At 63.6% G+C, this 25,792-nt stretch carries 16 protein-coding genes; 10 read left to right on the forward strand and 6 right to left on the reverse strand.

Features of this window, described 5'->3' with window-relative positions; translation table 11 throughout:
- The first annotated feature begins 51 nt into the window (after positions 1-51).
- The 8 genes from AC1MGT_RS22570 to AC1MGT_RS22605 all read left to right on the forward strand — a co-directional run bounded on the left by AC1MGT_RS22570 (position 52) and on the right by AC1MGT_RS22605 (position 12,118).
- Entirely contained in the window at positions 52-2,298 is a 2,247-nt protein-coding gene (locus AC1MGT_RS22570; RefSeq protein WP_499502193.1) for an exo-alpha-sialidase, read from the forward strand.
- On the forward strand, positions 2,295-4,598 hold the full coding sequence (locus AC1MGT_RS22575) for a glycoside hydrolase family 95 protein (protein WP_499502194.1): 2,304 nt from the start codon (positions 2,295-2,297) through the stop codon (positions 4,596-4,598). Before AC1MGT_RS22570 ends, AC1MGT_RS22575 begins: the two co-directional genes overlap by 4 nt.
- 29 nt (positions 4,599-4,627) lie before the next feature.
- Positions 4,628-6,307, forward strand: a complete 1,680-nt coding sequence (locus tag AC1MGT_RS22580) for a GH35 family beta-galactosidase (protein WP_499502195.1) — start codon at positions 4,628-4,630, stop codon at positions 6,305-6,307.
- Positions 6,308-6,354: 47 nt separating this feature from the next.
- On the forward strand, positions 6,355-9,222 hold the full coding sequence (locus AC1MGT_RS22585; RefSeq protein ID WP_499502196.1) for a glycoside hydrolase family 31 protein: 2,868 nt from the start codon (positions 6,355-6,357) through the stop codon (positions 9,220-9,222).
- 64 nt (positions 9,223-9,286) lie between these two features.
- Complete coding sequence (locus AC1MGT_RS22590; protein ID WP_499502197.1) at positions 9,287-10,378, forward strand: SGNH/GDSL hydrolase family protein; 1,092 nt, start codon at positions 9,287-9,289, stop codon at positions 10,376-10,378.
- Positions 10,379-10,609: 231 nt separating this feature from the next.
- Positions 10,610-10,888, forward strand: a complete 279-nt coding sequence (locus tag AC1MGT_RS22595; RefSeq protein ID WP_499504353.1) for a hypothetical protein — start codon at positions 10,610-10,612, stop codon at positions 10,886-10,888.
- A complete protein-coding gene (locus AC1MGT_RS22600; RefSeq protein ID WP_499504365.1) occupies positions 10,813-11,136 on the forward strand; it encodes a hypothetical protein in 324 nt (107 codons plus the stop codon). The genes AC1MGT_RS22595 and AC1MGT_RS22600 overlap by 76 nt, the downstream gene beginning before the upstream one ends.
- A gap of 247 nt (positions 11,137-11,383) precedes the next feature.
- Positions 11,384-12,118, forward strand: a complete 735-nt coding sequence (locus tag AC1MGT_RS22605) for an SDR family oxidoreductase (protein ID WP_499502198.1) — start codon at positions 11,384-11,386, stop codon at positions 12,116-12,118.
- Positions 12,119-12,197: 79 nt separating this feature from the next.
- Here AC1MGT_RS22605 and AC1MGT_RS22610 read toward each other — a convergent pair whose 3' ends face one another.
- On the reverse strand, positions 12,198-12,341 hold the full coding sequence (locus AC1MGT_RS22610; RefSeq protein ID WP_499502199.1) for an alpha/beta fold hydrolase: 144 nt from the start codon (positions 12,339-12,341) through the stop codon (positions 12,198-12,200).
- A 595-nt stretch (positions 12,342-12,936) separates the two neighbouring features.
- Here AC1MGT_RS22610 and AC1MGT_RS22615 point away from each other — a divergent pair.
- The gene (locus AC1MGT_RS22615) at positions 12,937-15,816 is read left to right on the forward strand and encodes a PAS domain-containing protein (protein ID WP_499502200.1); all 2,880 of its coding nucleotides are present in this window, start codon (positions 12,937-12,939) and stop codon (positions 15,814-15,816) included.
- On the opposite strand, the gene AC1MGT_RS22620 is transcribed toward AC1MGT_RS22615, so the two are convergent.
- The 5 genes from AC1MGT_RS22620 to AC1MGT_RS22640 all read right to left on the reverse strand — a co-directional run bounded on the left by AC1MGT_RS22620 (position 15,749) and on the right by AC1MGT_RS22640 (position 24,846).
- Complete coding sequence (locus tag AC1MGT_RS22620; RefSeq protein ID WP_499502201.1) at positions 15,749-17,377, reverse strand: GH39 family glycosyl hydrolase; 1,629 nt, start codon at positions 17,375-17,377, stop codon at positions 15,749-15,751. The two genes, AC1MGT_RS22615 and AC1MGT_RS22620, sit on opposite strands and share 68 nt — an antisense overlap.
- On the reverse strand, positions 17,374-17,784 hold the full coding sequence (locus AC1MGT_RS22625) for a helix-turn-helix domain-containing protein (RefSeq protein WP_499502202.1): 411 nt from the start codon (positions 17,782-17,784) through the stop codon (positions 17,374-17,376). Before AC1MGT_RS22625 ends, AC1MGT_RS22620 begins: the two co-directional genes overlap by 4 nt.
- A gap of 41 nt (positions 17,785-17,825) precedes the next feature.
- The gene (locus tag AC1MGT_RS22630) at positions 17,826-20,030 is read right to left on the reverse strand and encodes a beta-glucosidase family protein (RefSeq protein WP_499502203.1); all 2,205 of its coding nucleotides are present in this window, start codon (positions 20,028-20,030) and stop codon (positions 17,826-17,828) included.
- A gap of 49 nt (positions 20,031-20,079) precedes the next feature.
- Positions 20,080-21,759, reverse strand: coding sequence for a sodium:solute symporter family transporter (locus AC1MGT_RS22635; protein ID WP_499502204.1), 1,680 nt, complete (start codon positions 21,757-21,759; stop codon positions 20,080-20,082).
- Positions 21,760-21,849: 90 nt separating this feature from the next.
- Positions 21,850-24,846 carry a TonB-dependent receptor gene (locus tag AC1MGT_RS22640; protein WP_499502205.1) on the reverse strand — a complete coding sequence of 999 codons (2,997 nt, stop codon included), beginning with the start codon at positions 24,844-24,846 and terminating at the stop codon, positions 21,850-21,852.
- A gap of 589 nt (positions 24,847-25,435) precedes the next feature.
- Between AC1MGT_RS22640 and AC1MGT_RS22645 the strand changes: the two genes are divergently transcribed.
- Complete coding sequence (locus AC1MGT_RS22645; RefSeq protein WP_499502206.1) at positions 25,436-25,786, forward strand: hypothetical protein; 351 nt, start codon at positions 25,436-25,438, stop codon at positions 25,784-25,786.
- The last annotated feature ends 6 nt before the right edge of the window (positions 25,787-25,792 follow it).

Genomic DNA, 25,792 nt, shown 5'->3' on the forward strand with positions numbered 1-25,792 from the left:
AGCTAATAGTCGCCACCCACAGGCGACACATAAGAACAATCAGGAGACACCATGCCTTCCACGTACGCGCGCCAGCTTGGCGTGTTCGTGGGCGCGGTCGCGGCCATCGTCGTCGGGGCCGCTGCCACGGCCACGGCCACCGTCACGAACACAGTGACCGCAGCGTCATCTTCGGGCGCTGAGGTATCAGCGACTGCAGCGACTGCGTCAACCATCGCCTATGCCTGGGACAGCGTCGCCATCGGCGGCGGCGGTTTCGTGACGGCCGTCTTGCCAAGCCGCAGCGAGCCGGACGTCGCCTATGCGCGCACCGACGTTGGCGGCGCCTACCGCTGGAGCGCAAAAGAGGGCCGCTGGTATCCGCTGCTCGACTGGGTCGGCGAAGACCAGACGGGTTTCCTGGGCATCGATGCACTCGCCGTTGATCCGCACAACGCCGGCAACATCTGGCTGCTGGCCGGCATCGCCTATCTGAACGGCGGCCGCACCGCCATCCTGCGCTCGACCGATTACGGCAAGACCTTCGACGTCGTTGATGTCACCGCCCAGTTCAAAACCCACGGCAACGGCTTCGGCCGGCAAAACGGCGAGCGGCTCGCCGTCGATCCGGGATCGAATCAGTCATTGAATACCCGCCTGTACCTTGGCTCGCGCCGCAATGGCCTGTTCACCAGCAACGACGCCGGCAAGACCTGGCAGCGAAACGAGGCGCTGCCGGTCACGACGACGCCCAACGACGTCGGCCTGAACATCGTGCTGCCCGATCCTGCCAGCGTAAAGGGTGGCCACGCGCGCCGCGTGTTCGTCGGCGTCTCGCGCTTCGGCAGCGTCGGCCCCAACCTGTACCGCAGCGACGATGCCGGCGCGAGCTTCCATTCGGTGACAGGCGGGCCGGCGGGACTGATGCCACAACGCGCCGCGCTCGATGGCGCCGGCAACTTGTACATCGCCTACGCCGACGGCGCCGGCCCGCATCCGGACAAAAGCGGTACCGAACCAATGCAGCGGGGCCAGGTCTGGCGCTACGCGCTTGCCAGCGGCGCCTGGACCGACGTCACGCCCGCCGGCTGGACGCGCCCGTTCGCCGGCATCAGCGTCGACCCGGCCAACCCGCGCCGGCTCGTCGTCTCGACCATCAACACGTTCATCCGCCAGGGCGACGCCAAGGGCGACCGCATTCTGGTGTCGACCGATGCCGGCGCCACCTGGACCGACGTGATCGCGCGCGGCTTCCGGCGCGACGCCGCCGGCGTGCCGTGGCTCGAAGGGCACGCCATCCACTGGGCCGGGTCAGTTGAATTCGATCCCCGCGATCCCCGCGCGGTCTGGGTCACGTCCGGCAACGGCATCTTCCGCACCGCGAACATCGATGCCGTCCCGGCCACCTGGACGTTCACGGTCAAGGGTCTGGAAGAGACGGTGCCGCTTGGCCTGGTAAGCATGCCGGGCGCGCCGCTGGTGTCCGCCATCGGCGACTACGACGGCTTCGTGCACGACGATCCGGCGCGCCATGGCCGCATCCACAAGCCTGAAATCGGCACCACGACGGGCCTGGACGCTGCGGCGCGCCGGCCCGGCACCCTGGTGCGGGTTGGCGACGCGATGCTGGTCACGCGCGACGGCGGCGCTACCTGGAAAAAGACGCCGGCGATGCAGGGCAAGCGGGGCCAGATTGCCATCTCGGCCGACGGCGCGACGCTCGTGCACACGCCGCAGGATTCGACGACCTCGTTCCGCTCCGGCGACACGGGCGCGACCTGGACGCCGGTCGCAGGCCTGACGGGCAACCGGATGCGCGCCGTGGCCGATCCGGTGCGGGCGAACGTGTTCTACGCGTATGATGACAACGCTCTGGTGGCCAGCAGCGACAGCGGCGCCACGTTTACGGCGCGCGCCAGTCTGCCTTCGGGCGGCTCGCGCCTGATCCGCGCGGCGCCCGAACGTGAAGGCGACTTGTGGGCCCCGCTCAAGCAGGGGGGCCTCGCGCGCTCGATCGACGGCGGTGCCAGCTTCAAGCCGGTATTCGATATCGACTATTGCGGCGCGGTCGGCTTCGGCAAGGCTGCACCGGGCAAAACGTATCCGACGGTGTTCATCTGGGGCAGTGTCAAGGGCGTGCGCGGCATCTACCGCTCGCTCGACACGGGCGCCACCTGGCAGCGCATCAACGATGACGCGCACCAGTACGGCGGCCCTGGCGACGGCCACTTCATCGTCGGTGACATGAACCGCTTCGGCGTTGTCTACATGAGCACTGCCGGACGCGGCATCGTGCACGGAAAGCCTGTTACCCAATGACCTTGAATCACACGCTGCGCCTGGCGCTTGCCGCCACCAGCCTTGGCTTTGGCCTGACTTTTGCCGGCGCCGCGCTGGCCGCTCCCGACCTCGTCCTGCGCTACCACGCGCCCGCGCAGGACAACGACACCGGCTGGGAGAAGGAAGCCCTCCCGATCGGCAATGGCCGCATCGGCGCCATGGTGTTCGGCCAGCCGGGCCGCGAACACCTGCAGTTCAACGACATCACCCTCTGGACCGGCGACGACAAGACGATGGGCGCTTTTCAACCCTTCGGCGATGTGCTGGTCGACCTGCCGGCCCATGCGACGGGCGTGACCAATTACCGCCGCTCGCTCGACCTGGTGCGCGGCGTGCACACGGTCACCTACACGCACGATGGCGTGAACTACAAGCGCGAAGCCTGGGCCAGTTATCCAGCCCAGGTGATCGTGTTGCGCCTGTCTGCCGACAAGCCGGGCCGCTATACGGGCAGTGTCGCGCTGACCGACCGCCACGGCGCCCACCTGGCTGTCAACGGCAACCGTCTGTACGCGGCGGGCACGCTGGCCGGCTTTGTGTTGCCCGACCAGGCGCCGAGCACCAATGTGATGTCGTATGCGAGCCAGGTGCAGGTGCTCAACGACGGCGGCAAGCTGGCCGTCGACGGCCAGCGGATCGGCTTTGCGAATGCGAACTCGGTCACGCTGGTGCTGGGCGCCGGCACCAGCTTCGTGATGGATCCGGCGCGCCGCTTCGAAGGTGGCCACCCGCTGGCGCGCGTGACGCAGCAGGTGAGCAAGGCCGCCGCGCGCCCTGTCGACGAACTGCGCGTCGAGCACGAGCGCGATCTGGGCGGCCTGCTCAAGCGGGTCGAACTCGATCTGGGCCCGACGCTCGCCGAGCGCCGGGCGCTGCCGACCGATGCGCGTCTGCTGGCCTACACGCGCGATGGCGGTGACCCGGAACTCGAAGCCCAGTATTTCCAGTATGGCCGCTACCTGCTCACCGCCAGTTCGCGCGGCTCGCTGCCGGCCAATCTGCAGGGCCTGTGGAACAACAGCTATGCGCCGCCATGGAATTCTGACTACCACACCAATATCAACGTCCAGATGAATTACTGGCCGGCCGAGGTGACCAACCTCTCTGAGCTGGCCGAACCGTTCTTCGGCTTCGTGAACGGCCTGGCGCCGGTCTGGCGTCAGCAGACGGCGCAGGAATTCAAGGGCAAGGATGGCGCCCCGATTCGCGGCTGGACACTGCGCACCGAGTCGAACCCGTTCGGCGCGATGGGCTACCTGTGGAACAAGACGGGCAACGCCTGGTACGCCCAGCACTTCTGGGAGCACTATGCATTCACGCGTGACGAACGCTTCCTGCGCGAGACTGCCTATCCGATGATGAAAGAGGCCGCCGCGTTCTGGCAGGACTACCTGAAGGTGCTACCCGACGGCCGCCTGGTGGCCCCGCAAGGCTGGTCGCCCGAGCACGGGCCGGTGGAAGACGGCATCGCCTACGACCAGCAGATCGTCTGGGACCTCTTCAACAACACGGTGGAAGCGGCCGGCATTCTGGACATCGATCCCGAACTGCGCGCCGAGCTGACCAATATGCGCGACCGCCTGGCCGGTCCGCGCATCGGCAGCTGGGGCCAGCTGCTCGAATGGCTGGACGAGAAACACGATCCGGTGCTCGATACGCCCCAGGACACACACCGCCACGTGTCGCACCTGTTCGCGCTGTTCCCTGGTCGCCAGATCGGACCGGTGAAGACGCCGGAGCTGGCCGCTGCCGCCAAGCGCACGCTTGAAGCGCGCGGCGACGCCGGCACCGGCTGGTCGATGGCGTGGAAGATGGCATTCTGGGCCCGCCTGCATGACGGCGAGCGCGCCCACCGCATGCTGCGCGGCGTGCTGGCAGCGCCGGGCGCCCGCGCTGCCGAGCAGGGCGGCATCTTCTCGGAACATAACAATGCCGGCGGCACCTACCCGAACCTGCTCGATGCGCACCCGCCGTTCCAGATCGACGGCAATTTCGGCGCCACCGCGGCGCTGGCGGAAATGCTCGTGCAATCGCATGCGGGAGAAATCCAGGTCTTGCCCGGGCTGCCCAAGGCGTGGGCCACCGGCTCGGTGAAGGGCTTGCGCGCGCGCGGCGGCTTTGAAGTCGACATCGTCTGGCGCAAGGGACTGCTCAAGCACGTCACCGTGCGCGCCCCGTCGAATGACGGCAAGGTCAAGCTGCGCTACGGCGCCTGGGTGACCGAAGTCGAGCTCAAACAAGGGCAGAGCCGCACCGTGTCTGCCTCGCTGTTCAAATAAAAAACGACACCACGAAGGAGACAACCCGCATGACGCTGAACCAGATCGCCCGCCGCCTGACGCATCTCGCGCCGCTGTGCCTGGCCTTGACGGCGCACGGCGCGCTGGCCGCGCCCGAGTTGCCGCGCCTCGAAAGCAAGGACGGCCGCCACGCCCTGATCGTCGACGGCGCGCCGTTCACGATGCTGGCCGGCCAGGCCCACAACTCCAGCAACTACCCGGCGGCCTTGCCGAAGGTCTGGGCCGCGCTGAAGGATGCAGGCGCCAACACGCTCGAGATGCCAATTGCGTGGGAGCAGATCGAACCGAAGGAGGGCAGCTTCGACTTCAGCTTCCTCGACACGCTGGTCAAACAGGCGCGCGACAACAAGATCCGGCTCGTGATCGTCTGGTTCGGCACCTGGAAGAACACGGGGCCGGGCTACCTGCCCGAGTGGGTCAAGTTCGACAACGCGCGCTTTCCGCGCATGAAGGACAAGGACGGCAAGACCGTCTACAGCCATTCGCCGTTTGGCGAAGAGACGCTGGCGCTGGATCGCCGCGCATTCGTGCGCATGATGGAACACATCAAGAAGATCGACAGCGCGTACCGCACCGTCATCATGGTGCAGGTCGAGAACGAGGTGGGCACGTATGGTTTCGCACGTGATTACGGCGCCCGCGCACAGGCCGCGTTCGCCCAATCGGTACCGGCCGCTGTCGTGGCGCGCCAGACACCGAAGGTCAAGGGCGTGACGAGTGGCACCTGGTCCCAGGTATATGGCGACTACGCCGATCAGTATTTCCATTCATGGGCGATCGCCAGCTACATCGAGTCGATCGCCAAGGCTGGCCGCGCGGTCTACGACCTGCCGATGTTCGTCAACAACGCACTGCGCGAACCGGCGCTGGCGGGTGAGCCGGCAGCGCCGTGGCAGGCCAACTTCGCCAGCGGCGGGCCAACCTACGACGTGCTCGATATTTATAAAGCGGCCGCGCCGCACATCGACTTCGCCGCACCCGACATCTACATGCCGGAATCGAAAAAGGTCACGGCGATCCTCAAGTCGTTCCAGCGGCCCGACAACGCATTGATGATCCCGGAGATGGGCAATGCGCCCGGGTACGCGCGCTACGTGTACCAGGCCCTGGGCATGGGCGCAATCGGCGTGGCGCCGTTCGGCCTGGATTATGCCGACTACAGCAACTACCCGCTGGGTGCCAAGCACACCGACAAGCGAATGGTCGAACCATTCGCCAAGGTGTATGGCGTATTCGCACCGATGACGCGCCAGTGGGCGCGCTGGGCGTTCGAAGGCCGTACCTACGGCGTGGCCGAAGGCGACGACCGCGCCGCACAGACCGTGGCCATGAAGGGCTGGACCGCAAACGTGTCGTTCCGCGAGTTCCAGTTCGGCGAGCGCCAGTACCTGAAGGACAAGAACGAATACCAGTCGGGTACCGAGCAGCCGGGTGGCGGCGTCGCGTTCGCGCAGACCGGCGACAACGAATTCGTCATCGTCGGCCAGCAGGCACGCGTCAAGCTCTCCGGCAGCGGCGCCAACGACGGCAAGCCGTCGATGCTGGCGCGGGTCGAAGAAGGGCGCTTCGACGCGAATGGCAAATGGGTCATGGAGCGCAACTGGAATGGCGACCAGACCGATTACGGCCTGAACCTGCCGGCCACGCCGACCGTCCTCAAGGTCCGGCTGGACACCTATACCGAGTAAGCATAACAATTAACAAGCATAAAAAGTACACAACAGGAGATCGACAAATGCGTATGACACAAGTGGCGGCCGCAGTACTGATGCTGGCGGCAACCGGGGCCGATGCAGGCACCTTCCAACAGACCGCAACCGGTATCGAGGTGCGTCCCGACAGCGGCGCCAAGGTGGTGCGGCTGAACCTCATGAGCGACAACATCGTCCAGGTGGTCAAGCTCGACCAGGCCGACAAGACGCTCACGCCATCCCTGATGACGGTCGCCAAGCCGTGCGCGAGCAGCTGCGCCTTCACCGTCACGCCGGGCAAGGACACGGTCCAGCTCAAGGCCGGCAAGATCGCCGCCACCGTCTCGCTCAAGGATGGCCAGGTCGCCTTCTTCGATGCGAACGGCAAGCGCTTCCTGGCGCAGGCGTCCGAATCGATGCAGCCCGTGAACGTGGGCGGCAAGCCGTTCATGGCGATCAAACAGGGCTTCAACCACGGCACGAAGGATGCGTATTACGGCCTGGGCCAGCACCAGAACAACCAGATGAACTACAACGGCGAAGACGTGCTGCTCCAGCAGCACAATATGATCGCCGCAGTGCCGTTCGTCGTGTCCGACAAGGGCTATGGCGTCCTGTGGGACAACAACTCGATCTCGCGCTTCGGCGACCAGACGCCGTACGATCTGATGTCGCGCGACCTGGTGCTGCGCGGCGCCGATGGCAAGAGCGAAGGCCTGACGGCCCGCTACTACATCGGCGGCAAGCTGGCGCTGACGCGCCAGGAGAAAGACATCGATTACCAGTACCTGAAGGACCTCGATGAAAACTGGCCGAAAGAGCTCGGCCCGCACAAGGACCTGAAGGACGTGCGCGTGGTCTGGGAAGGCACGATGAGCAGCGACAAGCCGGGCGTGCACAAGATGCAGCTGTACTCGTCGGACTACGCGACGCTGACCGTCGACGGCAAGCAGGTCATGGACGTCTGGCGCATGGGCTGGAACCCGTGGTACCACAACTTCGAAGTCAAGTTCGCCAAGAACAAGCCGGTCAAGCTGCACCTGGAGTGGAAGCCATCAGGCGGCATGGTCGCGATCACCCACAACAATCCATTGCCGGCGCCGGAGCGTCATTCGCTGACGCTGTCGTCCGAGATCGCCGAAGCGATCAACTACTACGTCATCAGCGGCGACAACATGGACCGCGCGATTGCCGGCTACCGCCACCTGACTGGCCAGCAGCCGATGATGCCGAAGTGGTCGTACGGTTTCTGGCAATCGCGCCAGCGCTACGAGACGCAGCAGCAGCTGCTCGACACGGTGACCGAATACCGCAAGCGCGGCTGGCCGCTCGATAACATCGTGCAGGACTGGTTCTACTGGCCCGAAGATGGCTGGGGTTCGCACGACTTCGACCAGAAGCGCTTCCCGGACCCGAAGGGCATGGTCGACGCGGTGCACAAGCAGAACGCGCGCATCATGCTGTCGGTGTGGGGCAAGTTCTACGCCAATACCGACAACTACAAGGAGCTCGAGTCCAAGGGCTATATGTGGACCAAGAACGTCGAGAATGGCTCGCGTGACTGGGTCGGCAAGGGTTACCTGAACAGCCACTACGATCCGTATACCAAGGAAGCGCGCGACATCTATTATCGCCAGCTGAAGACGAAACTGGTCGACCTGGGCTTTGACGCCTGGTGGATGGACAATACCGAACCTGATGTGCTGTCGAACAGCCGCCTGGAAGACTTCAAGGAGCTGATCGGCCCGACCGTGTATGGCGCCGGCGAAATCACGTTCAACCCGTACAGCCTGGTGAGCACGGGCGCGATGGCCGATGGCCTGGCGCGCGACCAGCCGGACAAGCGCCAGTTCATCCTGTCGCGTTCGGGCTTTGCCGGCATCCAGCGCAATTCGGTGGCGGTGTGGAGCGGCGACACGGTCGGCCGCTGGAACAATCTGTTCGACCAGATCGCATCGGGCACGAACATGTCGATGTCGGGCATCCCGAACTGGACCCACGATATCGGCGGCTACGCGCAGGAAGTGCGCTACCAGACGGGTGACGTGGGCTCGGCCCAGGAAAACCGCGTCACCTCGCGCGCCGAGGCGAATCCGGAAGACATGAAGGAATGGCGTGAGCTGAACCAGCGCTGGTTCCAGTTCGGCGCCTTCTCGCCGCTGTTCCGTTCACACGGTGAAGTGGTCAAGCGCGAGATCTACAATATCGCCAATGGCGACGACACCATGCGCGACAATATGGTGTGGTACCTGAAGCTGCGTTATCGCCTGATGCCGTACATTTACACGATGGCGGCCGATACGCACTACGGTTCGGGCACGATGATGCGTGGCCTGGTGATGGACTTCCCGCACGACGAGAAGGTCAAGAACATCAAGGACCAGTACATGTTCGGTCCATCGTTCCTGGTGGCGCCGGTGTACGCGTACAAGGCCACGTCGCGCCAGGTGTATCTGCCGGCGGGCGCGGACTGGTATGACTTCCATACGGGCGAGCGCTTCAAGGGCGGCGCCACGCGCACCGTGCAGGCGCCGCGCGAACGCATGCCGCTGTTCGTCAAGGCCGGCTCGGTCATCACGGCAGGTCCGGTGACGCAGTATGTCGACGAGAAGCCGGATGCGCCGGTCACGCTGTTCGTGTATGCGGGCGCCAATGGCGAAGCCACGCTGTACGAGGATGACGGCGTGACCAACGCCTACGAGCGTGGTGAAGCCAGCCGCATCCGCATCGCCTACGACGACAAGACGGGCGTCGTGCAGATCGGCGAGCGCGCCGGCCAGTACAAGGGCATGCCGATGAAGCGCGAGTTCAAGGTGCGCGTCATCAAGCCGGGCGTGTCGACGGCGGAGAACCTGGACGCGGCCGACAAGACCGTGGTCTATGAGGGCAAGCCGGTGACCATCAAGCTGTAATCACGACGGCGCTTATCAACAGCCGGGTGCCAGCGTGTACCCGGCTTTTTTCGTACTGACTTCCATGAAAAATCTCGCGTATTCACTCGCCCTGGCTGCCTTGCTGCACTTGGGGTCAACTGGCGCTGCCAACCAGATCGCGGCGGACCATCCGCATCTGGCCTACACGGGCCGCATCGACATGACCGATGCGAAGGCGCCGGTCCTGAGCTGGCCCGGCACGTCGATTGTCGCCAATTTCACGGGCACCTCGCTGGCGATCGTGCTCGACGACCAGAACGGCAAGAATTACTTCAATGTGTTCGTCGATGGCGACACCACGCGGCCCGTCATCCTGCAGCTGGAGAAGGGCAGCAAGACCTATCTGGTCGCCAATGGCCTGGCACCGGGCGCGCACCGTTTTCTGCTCACCAAACGCACCGAGGGCGAGGAGGGCGCCACCGTCTTCAAGGGCATCGAACTCGATGACAAGTCGACGCTGGCCCCACCGCCCCCACGGCCGACGCGCAGGATCGAGTTCTTCGGCGATTCGATCACGAGCGGCATGGGCAACGAAGCGCCCGACGACGGGCGGGACGATCTGGGCAAGGACAAGAACAACTACCAATCCTATGCGTCGATCGCGGCGCGCCAGCTCGGCGCCGAAGCGCACATCACGTCGCAAAGCGGCATTGGCGTCATGATCAGCTGGTTCCCGTTCACGATGCCGGATTTTTACGACCAGCTGAATGCCGTCGGTGACAACGACAGCCGCTGGGACTTCAAGCGCTGGACGCCCGATGTCGTCGTCGTCAACCTGATGCAGAACGACAGCTGGCTGATCGGGCGTGATCACAAGCTGCAGCCGGAACCGACGGATGCGCAGCGTATCGCGGCCTACCAGGCCTTCGTCGCCCGCGTGCGCGCGCTGTATCCGAAAGCGTACATCGTCTGCGCGCTGGGGAGCATGGACGCAACCCGCGCCGGCTCCGTGTGGCCCGGCTACGTCACGTCGGCAGTGGCGAACCTGCGCGCATCAGGCGACGCGCGCATCGACACGCTGTTCTTCCCGTTCACCGGCTATGGCCAGCATCCGCGCGTCAAACAGCATCAGGCCAATGCGGACTTGCTGACAGCATTCGTGCGAACAAAGCTGGGCTGGAAGCGGGCCGAATAACATGTAGCGCCTGTCAGGTCACGAGCGAGAACGTTGCACTCTCGCCGGCGCGGATCGTCGTTTGCAGATGCGTCGTTCACGCTTGCCGGCATCACTGGCGATCTCGGCGCGCGAATCGGCCGAGTACTGGTAGCGCAGGGCGCCAGCGTCAACGCCATCGTTCGCCTCGGCACAGCGCCCCACTAATTGGCAGCCCTGCGCGAACTGGGCGTCGACGTCAAGGCAGTGGAAATGCGGGATACGGCAGGGCTGCGCGCGGCAATGCTCGGGTCACGCTGCATCGTGTCGGCCCTCAATGGCCTGGCGCCAGTGGTGATCGATACCCAGCAAAATTTGCTCGATGCGGCAGTGGCCGAGGGCGTTGCCCGCTGTATCCACAGCAGCTGGATTTCACCAGCAAGGACGATGTCGCGACGTTTACCGCGGCTGCAGCGATGGACGAGGCGGCGCCGCGCATTCTTCGTATTGCCGGGGAGACCGTGTCGCCGGTTGACCTCGCCCGCATCATGACCAAAGTGACGGGCCAGCGCTACGCGACACTGCGCGTCGGGAGCATTGGCGCATTGTCGGCGATGATCGCGATTACCCGGCAGCTGTCGCCGGCAAGTGACGCGCCGTTTCCTGCGTGGCAAGGCATGCAGTATCTACGCGACATGATGAGCGGGCGCGGCAAACTGCACCCGCTCGATAACGATCGCTACGGCGTGCGCGCATGGACGGGCGCGCATGAAGTGCTCGAGGAAACACACGCGGGATGAATGCGCGCTGGCCATAGCCTTTGGGTGCAATGATTATCAGTAAAACAGTTTGCGTGGTTCGGGCGTGTGCACCCGGCTGTGGCCGGCTTGGACTTCCATCCTGCCCAGGCCGTATTTGCCAACGTGAGAGAGACGGAATTGCTAGTGCAACATTGATCGGTAGCGCGATCAGTGTGTTCAAGGATTGATAGCTTATCAAATGCGCTCCCTGGCCCGATCATACGTTTTTTGATCGTAGAGGATCATCATGGAAAAGCACATCAACAAGATTGCCCTGGTTACCGGTGCAAACAAAGGCATTGGACTGGATATCGCGCGCCAGCTTGGCACCAAGGGTGTCACCGTCATCGTCGGGGCACGCGATGCCGGACGCGGCCAGGCGGCAGTCGACCTGCTGCGCAGCGAAAATCTGAACGCCCACTTCGTCCAATTCGACGTCACGGACGCGCGCAGCATTACGCAAGCAGCGCTGACAATCCGGGCGCAGCATGGCCGCCTGGATATTCTCGTCAACAACGCCGGTATCAGTGATGCTGCAGACGGCGCGCCCAGCGCGGCTTCCATCGATGCCGCGCGACGCCTGTTCGAGACGAATTTTTTTGGCCCGCTGACGGTAATACAGGCAATGCTGCCATTGTTACGGGTGGCACCGGGCGCCAGGATCGTCAACATGTCGAGCAGTCTCGGCTCGATGGCCGTCAACGGTGATCCAGCCAACCGTTACTACACGGCACGCCTGATCGGCTACAACGCGTCAAAAGCCGCGCTGAACATGCTGACAGTGCAGTTGGCTGAAGAATTGCGTGACACAGGGATTGTCGTCAATGCCGCCTGTCCAGGGTACGTGAGCACGGATTTGAACGGACATACTGGTTACCTGTCGACTGACGAAGCAGCAAAGGTTCCGGTGCGCCTGGCCCTTCTCGCAGATGGCCAGGTAAATGGCAAACTCGTCGATGCGTGTGGGGCAGTGGCCTGGTAATCAGGCAGGTGTGCATGCCCCGGCGATCAGGTCGACAACTGCTTGCATTTCTGCCTAACCAACCTCGGATGAAGCGATTTTAAGGCGTTGCGGTCCAGCCCTTGAGGAAGTCGAGCAGTTCGGCATTCACACGCTCGGGTTGTTCTTCCTGCGGCAAGTGGCCACACTGCGAAATCGTCACTGTACGAAGGTTACTCGCCATACCGGCCAAGATCGCGGCCATGTCGAACATCTTGCCAACACCGTAAAAGTCGGCACCCCATGGCGAGGGTCAGGTCTGACATTTGGACTCGAACTCTTCCTTAGTACCTTTACCAAGAAAGCCATAAATAGACTTTTTGCTAAGCTCGTGTCTGAATGTCAGACCTGACCCTGCTCGTGCTGCTCTCTTCCCTAGTGCGTTCAACAAAGCACCCATCAACAGACTTCTTGTTAAGCTCGTGTCTGAATGTCAGACCTGACCCCGCTGGTGCTGTTTGACTGCACTCGCGCTGTTCTTTCCATGGACAGGCTAAGGCCAGCATCCCGCGTCAGGCATTTTCGCGTCAACTCAGCCCTGCTCATGGCGTTCCTCGGTCGCAAAATGAAATGGAAGCCGACCGCGCACAGCGGTGCAAGCGTGCCGTCGTGGCCAGCACAACATGCTAATATGACCACGTTTAATGGGATGTGGGTAGGCATGTGCGTCCCATCCTGTACCTCTTTACATGGTTGTGGAATGGCAAACGTCAAGGCTCTCGAATCGCAGTATGCAGTGGCGCCAGGTGTGGCGGGGCAGCCCGAAAGGCGCGTCCGTTCGCCGGTCCGGTTGTAACCGGGTGGACGCCACCGTCACGCAAGAGCGCCTGTTCCAGGTCCTCGACATCGTATCCACTCTGGCGGGCCTCGACAGTGTCGACGATCTGGTGCAGCTGTCGCTGAACCGCCTCCCCGGGATTCTGCCGCTCGACCCGTCCGCGCTGTCCTTGATCGTTCACAGGTTGGTCCAGCCCGACCAGGACGCGCCATCTGCGCAGCAGATCGAGCACGCCCTGTGCACCGGCGCCAATACGTACAAGCGCGCATTCACGTCGCACGAACGCGAACTGCTGCACCACGTCTGCGTCGCCACGGGCGCAGCCCTGGCACGCATTGGCCAGGCGCGCGCTGGCAACGCCTTGCGTGAACGAGTCGAAAGGCTTGATCAGCGCTGCGCCCCGCGCGCCCTGGCGCCGGACCGCGCATGGGCCGTGAGCCTGGAGCCGCTGTGCATCATCGATGCCAACGGCTATGTCGAGTTGGCCAATCCGGCGTGGCAGACGGTGCTCGGCTGGACCGAAGCCCAGGTGTGCAGCCAGCCATTTACGGCGTTCGTGCACCGCGATGACCTCGCGGCGACGGAGGAGGCCTGGATCAAGGCCAGTGAGCAGGGGCAGGCGGTCGTGCGTTTCGAAAACCGTTACCGCACGAGTGGCGGGGTCTGGCGCTGGCTGTCGTGGGTGGCCGTGCCGGAGGACGGCAAGGTGTACTGCGCCGCGCGCGACGTCACTGACGAAAAAATGCAGCGCGAAGCGTTGATTCTCCGCACGCGCGAACGTGACGTGCTGGCCGCGGTGTTCCAGGCCACCGATCTGCTGTTGCAGGTGATCGATGCAGATTACCGCTTCCTGGCGATCAACCAGGCCAGCATCGATGACTACTGGCGCATGTTCAAGCGCCGTGTCGCGGTAGGCGATCGCCTGACCGACGTGCTGGTCGACCGGCCAGTGCAACTGCAGGCAGCGCTGGCGCTGTGGGACCGCGCGCTGGGTGGCGAGGCGTTCTCGCTTCAGCAAACGTTCGGCCAGGCGCCGCCCGAACAGCGCACCTGTGAAATGCGTTTCGAGATCTTGCGCGACCACGACGGCAAGCAAATCGGCGCCTTCATGACGGCACTAGACGTGACCGAGTGGCATGTGCAGCAGCAAGCGCTGGTGGAAACGCAGGAGGCGCTGCGGCAGTCCCAGAAGCTTGAAGCGATCGGTCAGCTCACGGGCGGTGTGGCGCACGATTTCAACAACGTCCTGGCAGTGATCAAGTCGAGCATCGAGCTGCTGCGCCGGGTACAGCTAGGTGACGAGCGCCGCCAGCGCTTCATGGACTCGATTTCCAGCGCGGTCACGCGCGGCGCCCGCCTGACCGGTCAGCTGCTTGCCTTTGCACGCCGGCAGGCCCTGCAGCCGGCCGTGTTCGACGTCGGGAATAGCACGCGTGCGATCGGGGAAATGATCGGGAGCCTGACCGGCGTCGGGGTCGAGGTGGTGCTCGACTTGCCCGACCAGGCCTGTTTCGTCAATGCGGATCAGAGCCAGTTCGATACTGCGTTGGTCAATCTCGCCGTCAATGCGCGCGACGCGATGCAGTCGCGCGGAACGCTGTCGGTCAAGGTCGAATCGGTCGACGGCTTGCCGCAGCACGGCCTGCAGCCGGCAATCGGCGGCACGTTTGTGGCCGTGTCGTTGCACGACACTGGCGCTGGCATCGCGCCGGAAAATCTTGAAAAGATTTTCGAGCCGTTTTTCACGACCAAGGGCGTGGGCCACGGCACCGGCCTGGGGCTGTCACAAGTGTTCGGCTTTGCGCGCCAGTCAGGCGGCGATGTGCGGGTCGCGAGTACGCCAGGCGCAGGCACGACCTTCACGCTGTACCTGCCGTGTGCAGATCAACCGGTTGCTGGCGGCAGCACGCCGAGCGTCCAGCACACGCTGCCCGGCGGCGGCGGCCTGCGCATCCTGGCGGTCGAGGACAATCCCGAATTGCGCGCGATGGTCGAGAGCTCACTGCATGAACTTGGCTACGCGACGACCATCGTGACCAGTGCGGAGCAGGCTTTGGCATTGCTGCGCGATGATCCCGAACCTTACGCGGCAGTGTTTTCCGATGTTGTCCTGCCGGGCATGACCGGGATCGACCTGGGGCGCGCACTGGCGCGCCTGCAGATCAACATCCCCGTCGTGCTCACCAGTGGTTACAGCCACGTGCTGGCGCAGGAATCGGACCACGGATTCCTGCTGCTGCCCAAGCCCTACGCCCTGGACGATCTTGCGCGTCTTCTCCACGAGGCTGTGCTCCGCGGCTACCGCGCTGCAAGCGTTGCCAAGGTCAGTACGACGCATGCCATGGCCCTCGTCGAAACCGTCTTTGGCCAGCCTGCACGCGCGCCGGACGAAGGGGTCGAGCGCGTACGGCTGGCGGAGCTGGCGGCCCTGCACATCATGGATACCGAAGAAGAAGCGGCATATGACGAGCTGACGCACCTGGCCAGCACGTTCTGCCAGACGCCGATCGCGCTGGTCTCGCTGATCGACGACAAGCGTCAATGGTTCAAGGCGCGCGTGGGACTGCAGGCCCGTGAAACACCGCGCGAACACGCGTTCTGCAGCCACGCGATCGAGCAACCGGAGCAGGTCATGCAGGTCGTGGATGCGACGCTCGATGCGCGCTTCGTCGGCAATCCCCTGGTGACGGGCGATCCCGGCATCCGTTTCTATGCCGGCGCGCCGCTGGTGACGTCAACCGGTCAGGCACTGGGTACGCTGTGCGTAATCGATACCGAGCCGCGCAAGCTGACCGTCCATCAGCTCGACGCGCTGCGCCTGCTCGCTGCGCGCGTCATCGAGCGTCTCGAGGCCCGGCGCGTCGAGTTGAGCCTGGGCGCACCGCGCGACAGCGAGCGTTAACGCGCCGCCTCAAGTTGCAGCAGGTAGACATCGTTCTCGCGCAGCGCAGTGCAGTGCTGAAAACGCCATCGCGCCCGACCGTCACTGCTTGCTGCTTCAACGGCTTTCCGGTCGCCGTCGCTTTCAATGCAGCGACCTGCGGACGTGTCAGCTGCTTGGGCGACCCCATCCCGATATACGCAGTGAACGCATCGTTCTGCTTGTAGCCCACCTGCGATACCGTCATCGTGTAGGCGCCGGGCTTCAGGCCGCGCATCGCCACCTTCACCTGGCCTTTCGATTTCGCAGGCAAGTCCTTGATGAAGTACTGCTGGTTGTTGATCCCCGCTGGCAGCGTGTGCGAGTAATCCCACAGCAGCACCTGGGCGTTGCCCTTGTCGTCGAGCGTCGCCGTCGAATCCTGGTCGGCGTTCTTCAGTTCGCGATTGCCCAGCTGGTTGAGGAACTGGTAGGCAAAATAGGCCGGCTTCTTGATCCCCTGCGTATTCATCAAGCCGAAGCCCCCGTGGAAGGCTTCAAAGCGCGGCCCGGCTTCCTCGAAGATGTCGGTGAACACCCAGTACGACATGGACTGCACGGCACCTGTGCTCTGCTTGAGCTTTTTCAGGATGTAGGCTGGCTGGTGGTAGCTGTCGTGAGTCGGATCGGACGGCGTGTACGACGAGCTCCATTCGGTATAGTGCAGCTCGAGCTTCGGCATGGCCGACGCGTCGATCTCCTTGCGGTTCTTGAGCACATCGTGGGTCACGGCCATCGGGTCGGGACTCAGGACCGTGCCGGTGGTCCCGAATTCGTCGAGAAAGCCCTGGTTCACGCCGTACGAGTGGGTGGAGACGAAGTCGAGCGGGACGGCGTTCTTGCTGGCGTACCCGATCATCTCGGGAATCCAGGCAGCACCGGCAGTGCCCGGGCCGCCCACGCGGTACGATGCATGGACGTTCTTGATGGCGCGCGCGGCGTGCGCGTACAGCCTGAAATACTCGTCCTGCGAGCCGGCCCAGAAACCATCCAGGTTCGGTTCGTTCCAGACTTCGAAGTACCAGCTCGCCACTTCGGCCTTGCCATAGCGCTCGGTCCAGTGCACGGTCAGTGCCTTGATCAGACGTTCCCATTGTGCGTAGTCGCGCGGCGGCGTGACATTACCGCGCCACCAGAAGATGGTCTTGGTGCCGCTGGCCATCGCGGATGGCATGAAGCCCAGTTCCACGAACGGCTTGATGCCGATGCTCAGCAGGTAGTCGAACAGCGCGTCGACGTACTGGAAGTTGTACTGTTCCTTGCCCTGCGGGTCGATGCGGAACACGGCCATGTCGTCGCTCAGCAGGCCATGCATGCGGATGTAGCGAAAGCCGGTGTCCTTGCGCAGTTCGGCCAGCTGCTGCTGCCAGTCGGCGCGCAAGCCCTCGTTGGCGCGGCCGGCGCCGACGGACAGGTTGAACATGCGATCGAGCTTGCCCTTGACCTGGGTGACATCGACGTCGATGACACGTTGCTGCGCATGGGCCACTGCTGGCAGCGCAAGCAGTGCCGCCAGCGTCATGGTGGTAATCGTGTGCTTCATGGGGTCTTTTCTCCGGATGTGGGCGAGGGGCAGATGGGCGTGCGATGCGCTTGCGCCCGAAATGCCTTCGGTGTGCAGCCAAAATCGAGCTTGAACAGCTTGTTGAAGTACGAGACGTGGTTGTAGCCGACCGTATAGGCGATGTCGGTGATGCTGGCCGAATTGCGTTCGGCCAGCAGGCGCGCTGCTTCGGTCAGGCGCAACCGGTTCAGGTAACCGGTGAACGTGCAACCCAGTTCAGCCTTGAGCACGTCGTTGACCTTGTTGCGGTTCACGCCAGCGCCATGCGCAACCGCGCCCAGCTCGAGATCCGCATCGGCGAAACGGCTGGCGATCGCGTGCAGGATCGCCGACCTTTCGCGGTCGCGGTCGCGGTGCGGTCCGGGCGAGCGCTGCTGGCAGGGCACGGGCGGTCAGTCTTTCAGTCGGTGGTCGCGCAGGTCCGCAATCAGCGCGCCCCGGCGGCAAACTCGCGCGCCGGCAGACGCACGGTCACCGTCGATACCGGCGCATCGGCCGCCGTCGACAGGATCACGCGGTACTCGCCAGCCGCGATCTTCCAGCGGTTGCTGGCGCCGTCGAACACCGCCAGCGTGCGCGGGTCGATCGTCACTTCGCTGGTGCGGTTTGCGCCGGCGTCCAGTGCCAGCTTGTCCCAGCCACCGAGACGTTTCGGTGCTTCCCAGCCGGCGCCCACTTTCGACACGTACACCTGCGGCACCGCCTTGCCGGCGCGCGCGCCGCTGTTGGCCACGTTAAAGCGCACGCGGATGCTGCCGTTCGTCGCGTCGGCCTTCAGGTTCGTGTAGGTGAAGCTCGTGTACGACAGGCCGTGACCGAACGCGAACAGCGGCTTGTGGCCTTTCAGGTCGAACCACTTGTAGCCGACGGCGGCGCCTTCGATGTCGTAGTCGACGTCAAAGCGCGTGTCCTTCGGCAGGTCGATGCCATCGATCTTTGGTCGCGGCAGATGGTTCTCGGACAGCGGGAACGTCTGCGGCAGGCGGCCCGACGCATCGACTTCGCCCGTCAGCACGCGCGCGATCGCTTCGCCGCCGTTCGTGCCCGGATACCAGGCCTCGACCACGCCGGCCACATCGTTCACCCACGGCATCGTGACCGGCGTGCCCGTTTGCAGCACGACGACGGTGCGGGCATTGGCCTTGGCCACTGCTGCGATCAGCGCGTCCTGGTTGTTGGGCAGCGCCAGCGTCGGCACGTCGGCCGCTTCGGACGTCCACTGCGTCGCGAACACCAGCACGACGTCGGCACCCGCCGCAACTTTCGCTGCCGCAGCGGCGTCCTTGCCATCGTGCCAGGTGATTTTGGCCTTGGTGCGCGCTGCCAGCGCCTTCATCGGCGAGCCTGGGAGGTAGACCATCGGACCTGGCCAGGCGGCCGGGCCTTCGTTCGGCACGGCCATGCCGCCGCGCGGGTAGACCTGCGCCGAGCCGCCGCCCGACAGCACGCCCTTGTTGGCGTGCCCGCCGATGATGGCGATGCGCTGCACGTCCTTGGCCAGCGGCAGCACGTTGTCCTTGTTCTTGAGCAGGACGATGGCTTCTTCGGCGTCTGCCTGCGAAATCTTGCCGTGCGCCGCGTAGTCGATGTCCTTGGCCTGGACCTTGACCGGATGATCCAGTGCGCCGTGCGCGCCCAGTGCCCACAGGATGCGGGCCACCATGTCGTCCAGACGGGCCTGCGGCACGTGGCCGTTTTCGACGGCTTCCTTCAGCGCGCCGTCAAAGTAGGGCGACTTGTCGAACGGGTAGCCCGACTGCTGGTCCAGGCCCGCCAGCGCCGCCGGGATCGTCGAGTGAGCCGCGCCCCAATCGGACATCACGTAGCCCTTGTAGCCCCAGTCGCCCTTGAGCACTTTGTTGAGCAGATGGTCGTTCTCGCAGCCATACGGCCCGTTGATGCGGTTGTACGAGCACATGACCGAGCCCGGATCGCCCCGTTCGATCGCGATCTGGAATGCCAGCAGGTCGGACATGCGGCCCGCGGCATCGTTGATCTTGACATTGAGGTGGTTGCGGCCCGTTTCCTGGTCGTTGTACGCGTAGTGCTTGAGCGTCGAGACGACGTGGTTGGACTGCACGCCGCGAATCTGTTCGCCGGCCATGATCCCGGCCAGCAGCGGATCCTCGCCCGTGTACTCGAAGTTGCGGCCATTGCGCGGCTCGCGCGCCAGGTTCACGCTCCCGCCCAGCATCACGTTGAAGCCCGACAGGCGCGCTTCCTTGCCGATCATCGCGGCGCCTTCGAACGCCAGCTGCGGATTCCAGGTGGCGGCGGTGGCAATCCCTGCCGGCAGCGACGTGCGCTCGCGCGCCTCCTTGCCCGGTTGCGAGGCCACGCCGATGCCGGCGTCGGTCAGCCACTGCGGCGTGATCCCCAGGCGCTCGATACCCTTGATGAAACCGGCCGACTGAGGCAGGGCGCCTGCAGGCGCTTTCTGGCCCTTGAATTCGGTGCCGAAGTAGCCAAAGACCATGCCGATCTTTTCATCGAGCGTCATCTGGCTCACCAGTTTGGCGGCGCGCTGTTGGGCCGCATCCGGTGCAGCGGCGGGTGCAGCATGCGCCGCACCAAAGGCGAGGGCGGCGGCGAGTGCGATGGCCGAGCGGCCGAAGGGCAAAGATGGGTGCATGTGTATGTCTCCTTGAATTTTTTATATTGGTGTTGGCAGCGCGGCGACCTTACCACCACGCGCTGTAGATCGCGATCAGCGCGATGCAGATGACGGTCGCGCCGAACGCGAACCCCGGCTGCACCTTGAACATCGATGCTTCGACTTCGACGCCCTTGCTCTGCTCGAGGCCTGCCTTTGGCCACAGCTTGCTGATGATGACCATGCCGATGATGACGACGACGAACACGGTCGCCATCCGGTCGACGAATGGAATCTCGTAGATGCCGGCGCTGTTCGGCACGGCGAATCCGATCGGCGCCAGGAACGACAGGTCCATCAGGCCTGGCAAAAACTTGAGGATGATCGAGCCGAGGAAGCCGCCGACCGTGGCAAACATCGCGGCACTGGCCGTGGCTGGCCGCCAGAAGAAGCCCATCAGGAACATGGCCAGGATGCCGGGCGAGACAAAGCCCGTGTATTCCTGGATGTACTGGAAGCCGCCTTTCTTGTCGATGCCCATGAACGGCGCGATCAGCACCGCCAGCAGCATCGCCACAACCACGGTCACGCGGCCGATCCAGACCATGCGCTGTTCGGAGATGCCCTTGTTGAAGGCTTTCTTGTGGATGTCGAAGGTGTAGATGGTGGCGATGCTGTTGGCCTTGCCGGCCAGCGAAGCCACTACCGCGGCCGTCAGCGCGGCAAACGCGATGCCTTTCAGGCCCGTCGGCAGCAGTGTGAGCAGCACCGGGTAAGCGCGGTCCGGATTGACGTCCGCGCCCACGCCCATCGATGCGCCCAGCACGCCCTGCTGGTGCAGCACGAAGGCCGCGATGCCCGGCAGGACGACGATCACCGGCATCAGCAGCTTGAGGCCGGCCGCGAACAGGATGCCCTTGCGCGCCGTGTGCAGGTCGGCGCCCAGTGCGCGCTGGATGATGTACTGGTTGCAGCCCCAGTAGTTCAGGTTCACGATCAGCATGCCACCGATCAGGATCGACACGCCAGGCAGATCGAGGTAATTCGGGTTGTCACGCGTGAGTACCATGTCGAAGTGCTCGGGCGCCACGCCCAGCAGGTGATTGAAGCCGGCCATCACGCCGCCGCCGCCATTGTTCTGCGCGACCAGGTCGAGTGCCAGCCAGGTCGTCACCAGGCCGCCGAGCACCAGGCACAGGACCTGGATCACGTCGGTGTAGCCGATGACCTTCATGCCGCCCAGCGTAATGATGACGGCGAAGACGGCCAGGAACACCATGCAGGTCCAGACATCGATGCCGGCAATGGCGCCGATGGCCAGCGCGCCCAGGTACAGGATCGAGGTCAGGTTGACGATGACGTACAGCGACAGCCAGAACAGCGCCATGACGGTGGCAACGGTGCTGCCGTAACGCTGTTCGAGAAACTGGGGCATCGTGTAGATGCGGTTGCGGCGGTAGATCGGCATGAAGAACACCGCCACCAGGATCAGCGTGAAGGCGCCCATCAGCTCATAGACCGCGATTGCCATGCCCATCTTGAAGCCCGAGCCGCTCATGCCGATGAACTGCTCGGCCGAGATGTTCGACGCGATCATCGAGGCGCCGATCGCCCACCAGGTCAGCGAGCCTTCGGCCAAAAAGTAATCGTGCGAGGCGGAAGCCGAGCGCTGCTTGCGCTTGTAGACCCAGAAGCCATAGCCGGCCACGATGATGAAGTAGACAAAAAAGACGAACGTGTCCAGCGACGAGAAAGTCGAGCTTTGCATTGGTCGGGTTTTCCTGGAAAAGCAAAAAGCCCGTTGACCTGCCGCGCGGGGCGGCAGGTCAACGGGCGTCGGGATTACATCAGCATCGAGTTAGAACGACACGCCCAGACGCACGCTGTAGCGGGGACCGCTGACGAACCACGCACGGCCCTTGTCGCCGATGTGGTGCGTCATGATCTGCTTGTACTTCGCGTCGGTCAGGTTGGTGCCCTGGAAGTCGAGGCGGAAGTTCTCGTTGAACTTGTAGCTGACGCCGCCATCGAGCTGACCGTAGTCGTCGGCCCAGATCGGCAAGCCCCAGGCAATCACGTTCTGATTGAAGGTCGGGCTGTCCGGATTGGTGTCGACGCCATTGGTGCCGTTGGTGCCGTTGTTGTTGTTACCCAGGAGGCTCTTCGAGCGCCAGCTGTAGGCCAGACGCGCGGACCATGGGCCCTTGTCATACAGCAGCGCCAGGTTGTACGAGTTGCGCGACAGGTATTCCAGCGGCAGGTCGCCGAAGGTACGGCCGTCGGTATCGCAACCGTTCAGGTTCAGGTTCAGGTTGGCCGCGCCGCTCACGTTCGAGCAGTACTGCGAGTACACCGGGCTGTACAGGTCACGCTTGCTCTTCACGTGGGTGTAGTTGGCCTGCACGCCGAAGCCCGACAACCAGCCTGGCAGCCTGTCGAAGTACTGCTGGTATGCCATCTCGATGCCGCGTGCCGAACCACGCGCGCCATTGACCGGGGTCGCCACATTGAAATCGATTACACGGCCAGTCGAGTCGGTCAGCTGGTAAGCCGAATTCTGCTTGACGATGATGTCCTTCAGGCGCTTGTCGAACACGGCGAAGGTCAGCGAACCGGCCTGGGCGAAGTACCATTCGGCAGTCAGGTCCATATTGCGCGAGGTGACCGGGCGCAGCAGTGGATTGCCGACCGATTCGCCGGTATGGGCCACGGACGTCACGTTGGTGACCTGGTCGGCACCAGTGCCGCTGGTCGTGCTCTGCACGCTCTGTCCCAGTGTGGTGTAGGCCTGCAACTGACCGAAGTCAGGTCGCGACATGCCCTTGCCCAGTGCAAAGCGGAACTGCAGCTGGTCGGTCGCTTTCATGCGCAGGTTCAGACTCGGCAGCCAGTTGTGGTAGCTGTTCTCGTAATCCTGGCGGCCGGCGAATGGCGCGATGTTCGGTACACCCAGGCCGGTGGTGCCGCCTGGCGGGATGATGAAGGTCGAGTTGTACACGGTGTAGCCGAACGACTTGTTGTCGGTCTTCACATAGCGCACGCCGATGTTACCGTCGATCGGCATCTTCATGTCGTCGAAGGCAAAGCGCATCTGCGTATAGATGGCTTTGGTCTTCTCGGACTGCTCGTTGTCGCCCGATGGGTTCGCTTCGCCGAAGGCGGCCGCTTTCCATGGATCGCAGCTGTTGCCGGCCTGCGCGCACAGCACGTCGTGGTAGCTGTGCAGCTGGGCGTAGGTGCCCGGATAGCCGGCCACGAGCGACTGCGCAGGGAACACGACGGCAGGGACGCTGGCGTCACCGTTGAAGAAGTTCTTGAACTGGTTGACCGTCGTCGGTGCGCTGAAGCGCGGGTCGCTCAGCGTTGCCAGCTGGTTGATCTGCCAGGGCATCATCCAGCGCTGGGAAATGGCCGACCAGTTGTAGTTCGGGTTCGAATTGATGGTCTTGGCATCGCGGTCGGTGAAGCGCACGCCGACGCGGATGTCGCGCAGGATCGGGTGGTCAAAGTCGTACTTGACGTCGCCTTTCCATGCGGTCTGCTCGGTGATGCTGCGGTCGCGGTGCTCCTGGGTGAAGGCCCAGAAATAGTTGTTCGGGTCGCTCAGACCGGCGGTTTGGGCCGCATCGAACATCAGTTTCGGATAGCTGCCGGTCAGGTCCAGATTCTGCTGCTGCATGATCGTGCCCAGCGCCACAGTCGAATCGAGGCCTTCGGACTCGGCCTTGACGTGCTGGACGTCCGAGGTCAGCGTCCAGTTGGTGGCCGGCTTCCACTCGACATTCCAGGCGACGTCGGTGGTCGACGAATCGCGGTTCGAGGTGCGGGTATTGTTGCCGAACTCGATGCCGTTATTGGTCGGATTCGACAGGATGCCGCTCATGAACGCACCGTTGGCGTCATACACGCCGTTGGTGACGCGCAGATTGGTCGGATTGCCTTCGGCCGAGAACAGCGCGTTCTCGTCCCACTGCATCTTGTACTTCGACTTGAAGTAGGTCAGGTGGCTGCGCAGCGTGTTGTCCAGCTTCCACTGCAGCGCGGCGTAGGCGCCCTGGCGCTTGCGCTCGAAGTCCAGCGTCCGCCACTGCGCGCCTTTCGGAATCCATACCGTGCGACCCGGTTCGGCATTGGCCACCGGGTAGTACGGTTCGACCTGGAAGGCGTCGGTGCGGGTATTGCTTTCAGAATTGGCGTAGTTGACCAGCACGCCGAATTCGCCCATGTCGGTTTTCCAGCGGTTCGAATACATGAACGAGCCGGCCGGGTCCTTCTTCTTGTTCAGTTCGGTGTACGTGCCTTCGACGCTGCCCGAGATGCGCTGGCCCTTGATGTCGAACGGCAGCGCCGTGCGCAGGTTGACCAAGCCCGAGATGCCGCCTTCGATCTGTTCTGCGGACGGGTTCTTGTAGACGTCGACGCCGGCCATCAGCTCTGGCGGGACATCCTCGAAGCTCAGGGCGCGGCCGCCATTGGATGAGAACGAGTCGCGGCCGTTGAGTTCCGAGCGCACCCAGGTCAGGCCACGGATCGACACGCCCGAGCCTTCGACCGAGAAGTGTTCCGGGTCGGAGCGCGACATGGTGCGGTCGATGGTAACGCCAGGGATGCGTTGCAGGACCTCGGTGATCGACTTGTCGGGCAGTTTGCCGATGTCGTCGGCGACGATCGAATCGACGACCTCGTCCGAATTCCGCTTGAGTTGCTGTGCGCTGTTGAGTGCGGCGCGCTGCCCGGTGATTTTGACGACCTGCGCTTCGGCAGGGGCCGGGGCGGCTTCCTGGGCAAACGCTGCGGACAACCAGCACAGGTGTGCCACGCCCACGGCAATCGCCGATCGATTCAGATGCTTCATTCTGTTGTCTCCGTCTTTGTTGTGAAGAGCCCATCTGCCGGGACTCTCTGCTGGAAATACCGTGCTCGTCAGGGGCGTAGGGGCGGCGTCCATGCAAGCTGTAAAATAATATAACACTAAATGTTAGGCGCAACCATTTTTTGTTGAGGCTTGTTGGCAAATACCATTTTTGCTACAAAGCACTTGACGCGGCTACTTCGTTTGATGTGGATAGGGTAGGGCGGCCAGTGGGTCCGTGCCGCAGCGGGACCCTGGTTAATCGCACAGCAGGTGGCCGCGATTTGTACCGTGCGAATGGGAAATTTGACGCTCCCCTGCAACATGCGCGAAGGCAGGCTACACTAGCGCCCGCCTCGATACAAACCATCCGTCCGCCGGTCCGGCAGACGGGGGAAAATGTCGGCAAAACCGCCGGAGAGGCGGCCAGACAGTCTTTACACGCGCCTTTGGCGAAAATATTCGTCATATAAGCGGGTCAAAACTCACGGAAAATCACCTTTTGCGAACGGCTGTGCGTAAAATACTTATTCAAGTAGTTCCGCATTTCCGCTATATTTTCAGTTGTATCTCTAAGTCAATGGATATTGCAATGATTCACATCAAACAAACAGCGCTCACCCTGCGCAATGCAGCCATCGTGGCGACCGCCGTATTCGCGCTGGCCGCTTGCCAGAAGAAGGAAGCGACCGCTCCGGTGCAGACGCCGGATGTCGCTGGTCCGAATGGCGCTGCCATTGATCCGCACGCAGGCCTGAAATCCGAATCGGCCACCGCCGACGCGGCAGTGCCGGAAACCGGTCCTGCCGAAGGCGGTACCGCGATCGGCGGCATGGTCGCCGGCCAGGATGCAGACTCGAACAAACCCCGCGACAGCGGTGCTTCAGAACCAACGGGTGGCGATGGCGCCACCACGCAGGCAGCGACGCCGCCGGCAAAATAATTGCCG

It is taken from the genome of Telluria sp. BA11 (assembly GCF_056680305.1).

Bases quoted from the DNA above. Each gene is read 5' to 3' on its own strand.
- AC1MGT_RS22570 (WP_499502193.1), top strand. From the start codon at position 52: ATGCCTTCCACGTACGCGCGCCAGCTTGGCGTGTTCGTGGGCGCGGTC.
- AC1MGT_RS22575 (WP_499502194.1), top strand. From the start codon at position 2,295: ATGACCTTGAATCACACGCTGCGCCTGGCGCTTGCCGCCACCAGCCTT.
- AC1MGT_RS22580 (WP_499502195.1), top strand. From the start codon at position 4,628: ATGACGCTGAACCAGATCGCCCGCCGCCTGACGCATCTCGCGCCGCTG.
- AC1MGT_RS22585 (WP_499502196.1), top strand. From the start codon at position 6,355: ATGCGTATGACACAAGTGGCGGCCGCAGTACTGATGCTGGCGGCAACC.
- AC1MGT_RS22590 (WP_499502197.1), top strand. From the start codon at position 9,287: ATGAAAAATCTCGCGTATTCACTCGCCCTGGCTGCCTTGCTGCACTTG.
- AC1MGT_RS22595 (WP_499504353.1), top strand. From the start codon at position 10,610: ATGCGGGATACGGCAGGGCTGCGCGCGGCAATGCTCGGGTCACGCTGC.
- AC1MGT_RS22600 (WP_499504365.1), top strand. From the start codon at position 10,813: ATGGACGAGGCGGCGCCGCGCATTCTTCGTATTGCCGGGGAGACCGTG.
- AC1MGT_RS22605 (WP_499502198.1), top strand. From the start codon at position 11,384: ATGGAAAAGCACATCAACAAGATTGCCCTGGTTACCGGTGCAAACAAA.
- AC1MGT_RS22610 (WP_499502199.1), bottom strand. From the start codon at position 12,341: ATGGCCGCGATCTTGGCCGGTATGGCGAGTAACCTTCGTACAGTGACG.
- AC1MGT_RS22620 (WP_499502201.1), bottom strand. From the start codon at position 17,377: ATGAAGCACACGATTACCACCATGACGCTGGCGGCACTGCTTGCGCTG.
- AC1MGT_RS22630 (WP_499502203.1), bottom strand. From the start codon at position 20,030: ATGCACCCATCTTTGCCCTTCGGCCGCTCGGCCATCGCACTCGCCGCC.
- AC1MGT_RS22635 (WP_499502204.1), bottom strand. From the start codon at position 21,759: ATGCAAAGCTCGACTTTCTCGTCGCTGGACACGTTCGTCTTTTTTGTC.
- AC1MGT_RS22640 (WP_499502205.1), bottom strand. From the start codon at position 24,846: ATGAAGCATCTGAATCGATCGGCGATTGCCGTGGGCGTGGCACACCTG.
- AC1MGT_RS22645 (WP_499502206.1), top strand. From the start codon at position 25,436: ATGATTCACATCAAACAAACAGCGCTCACCCTGCGCAATGCAGCCATC.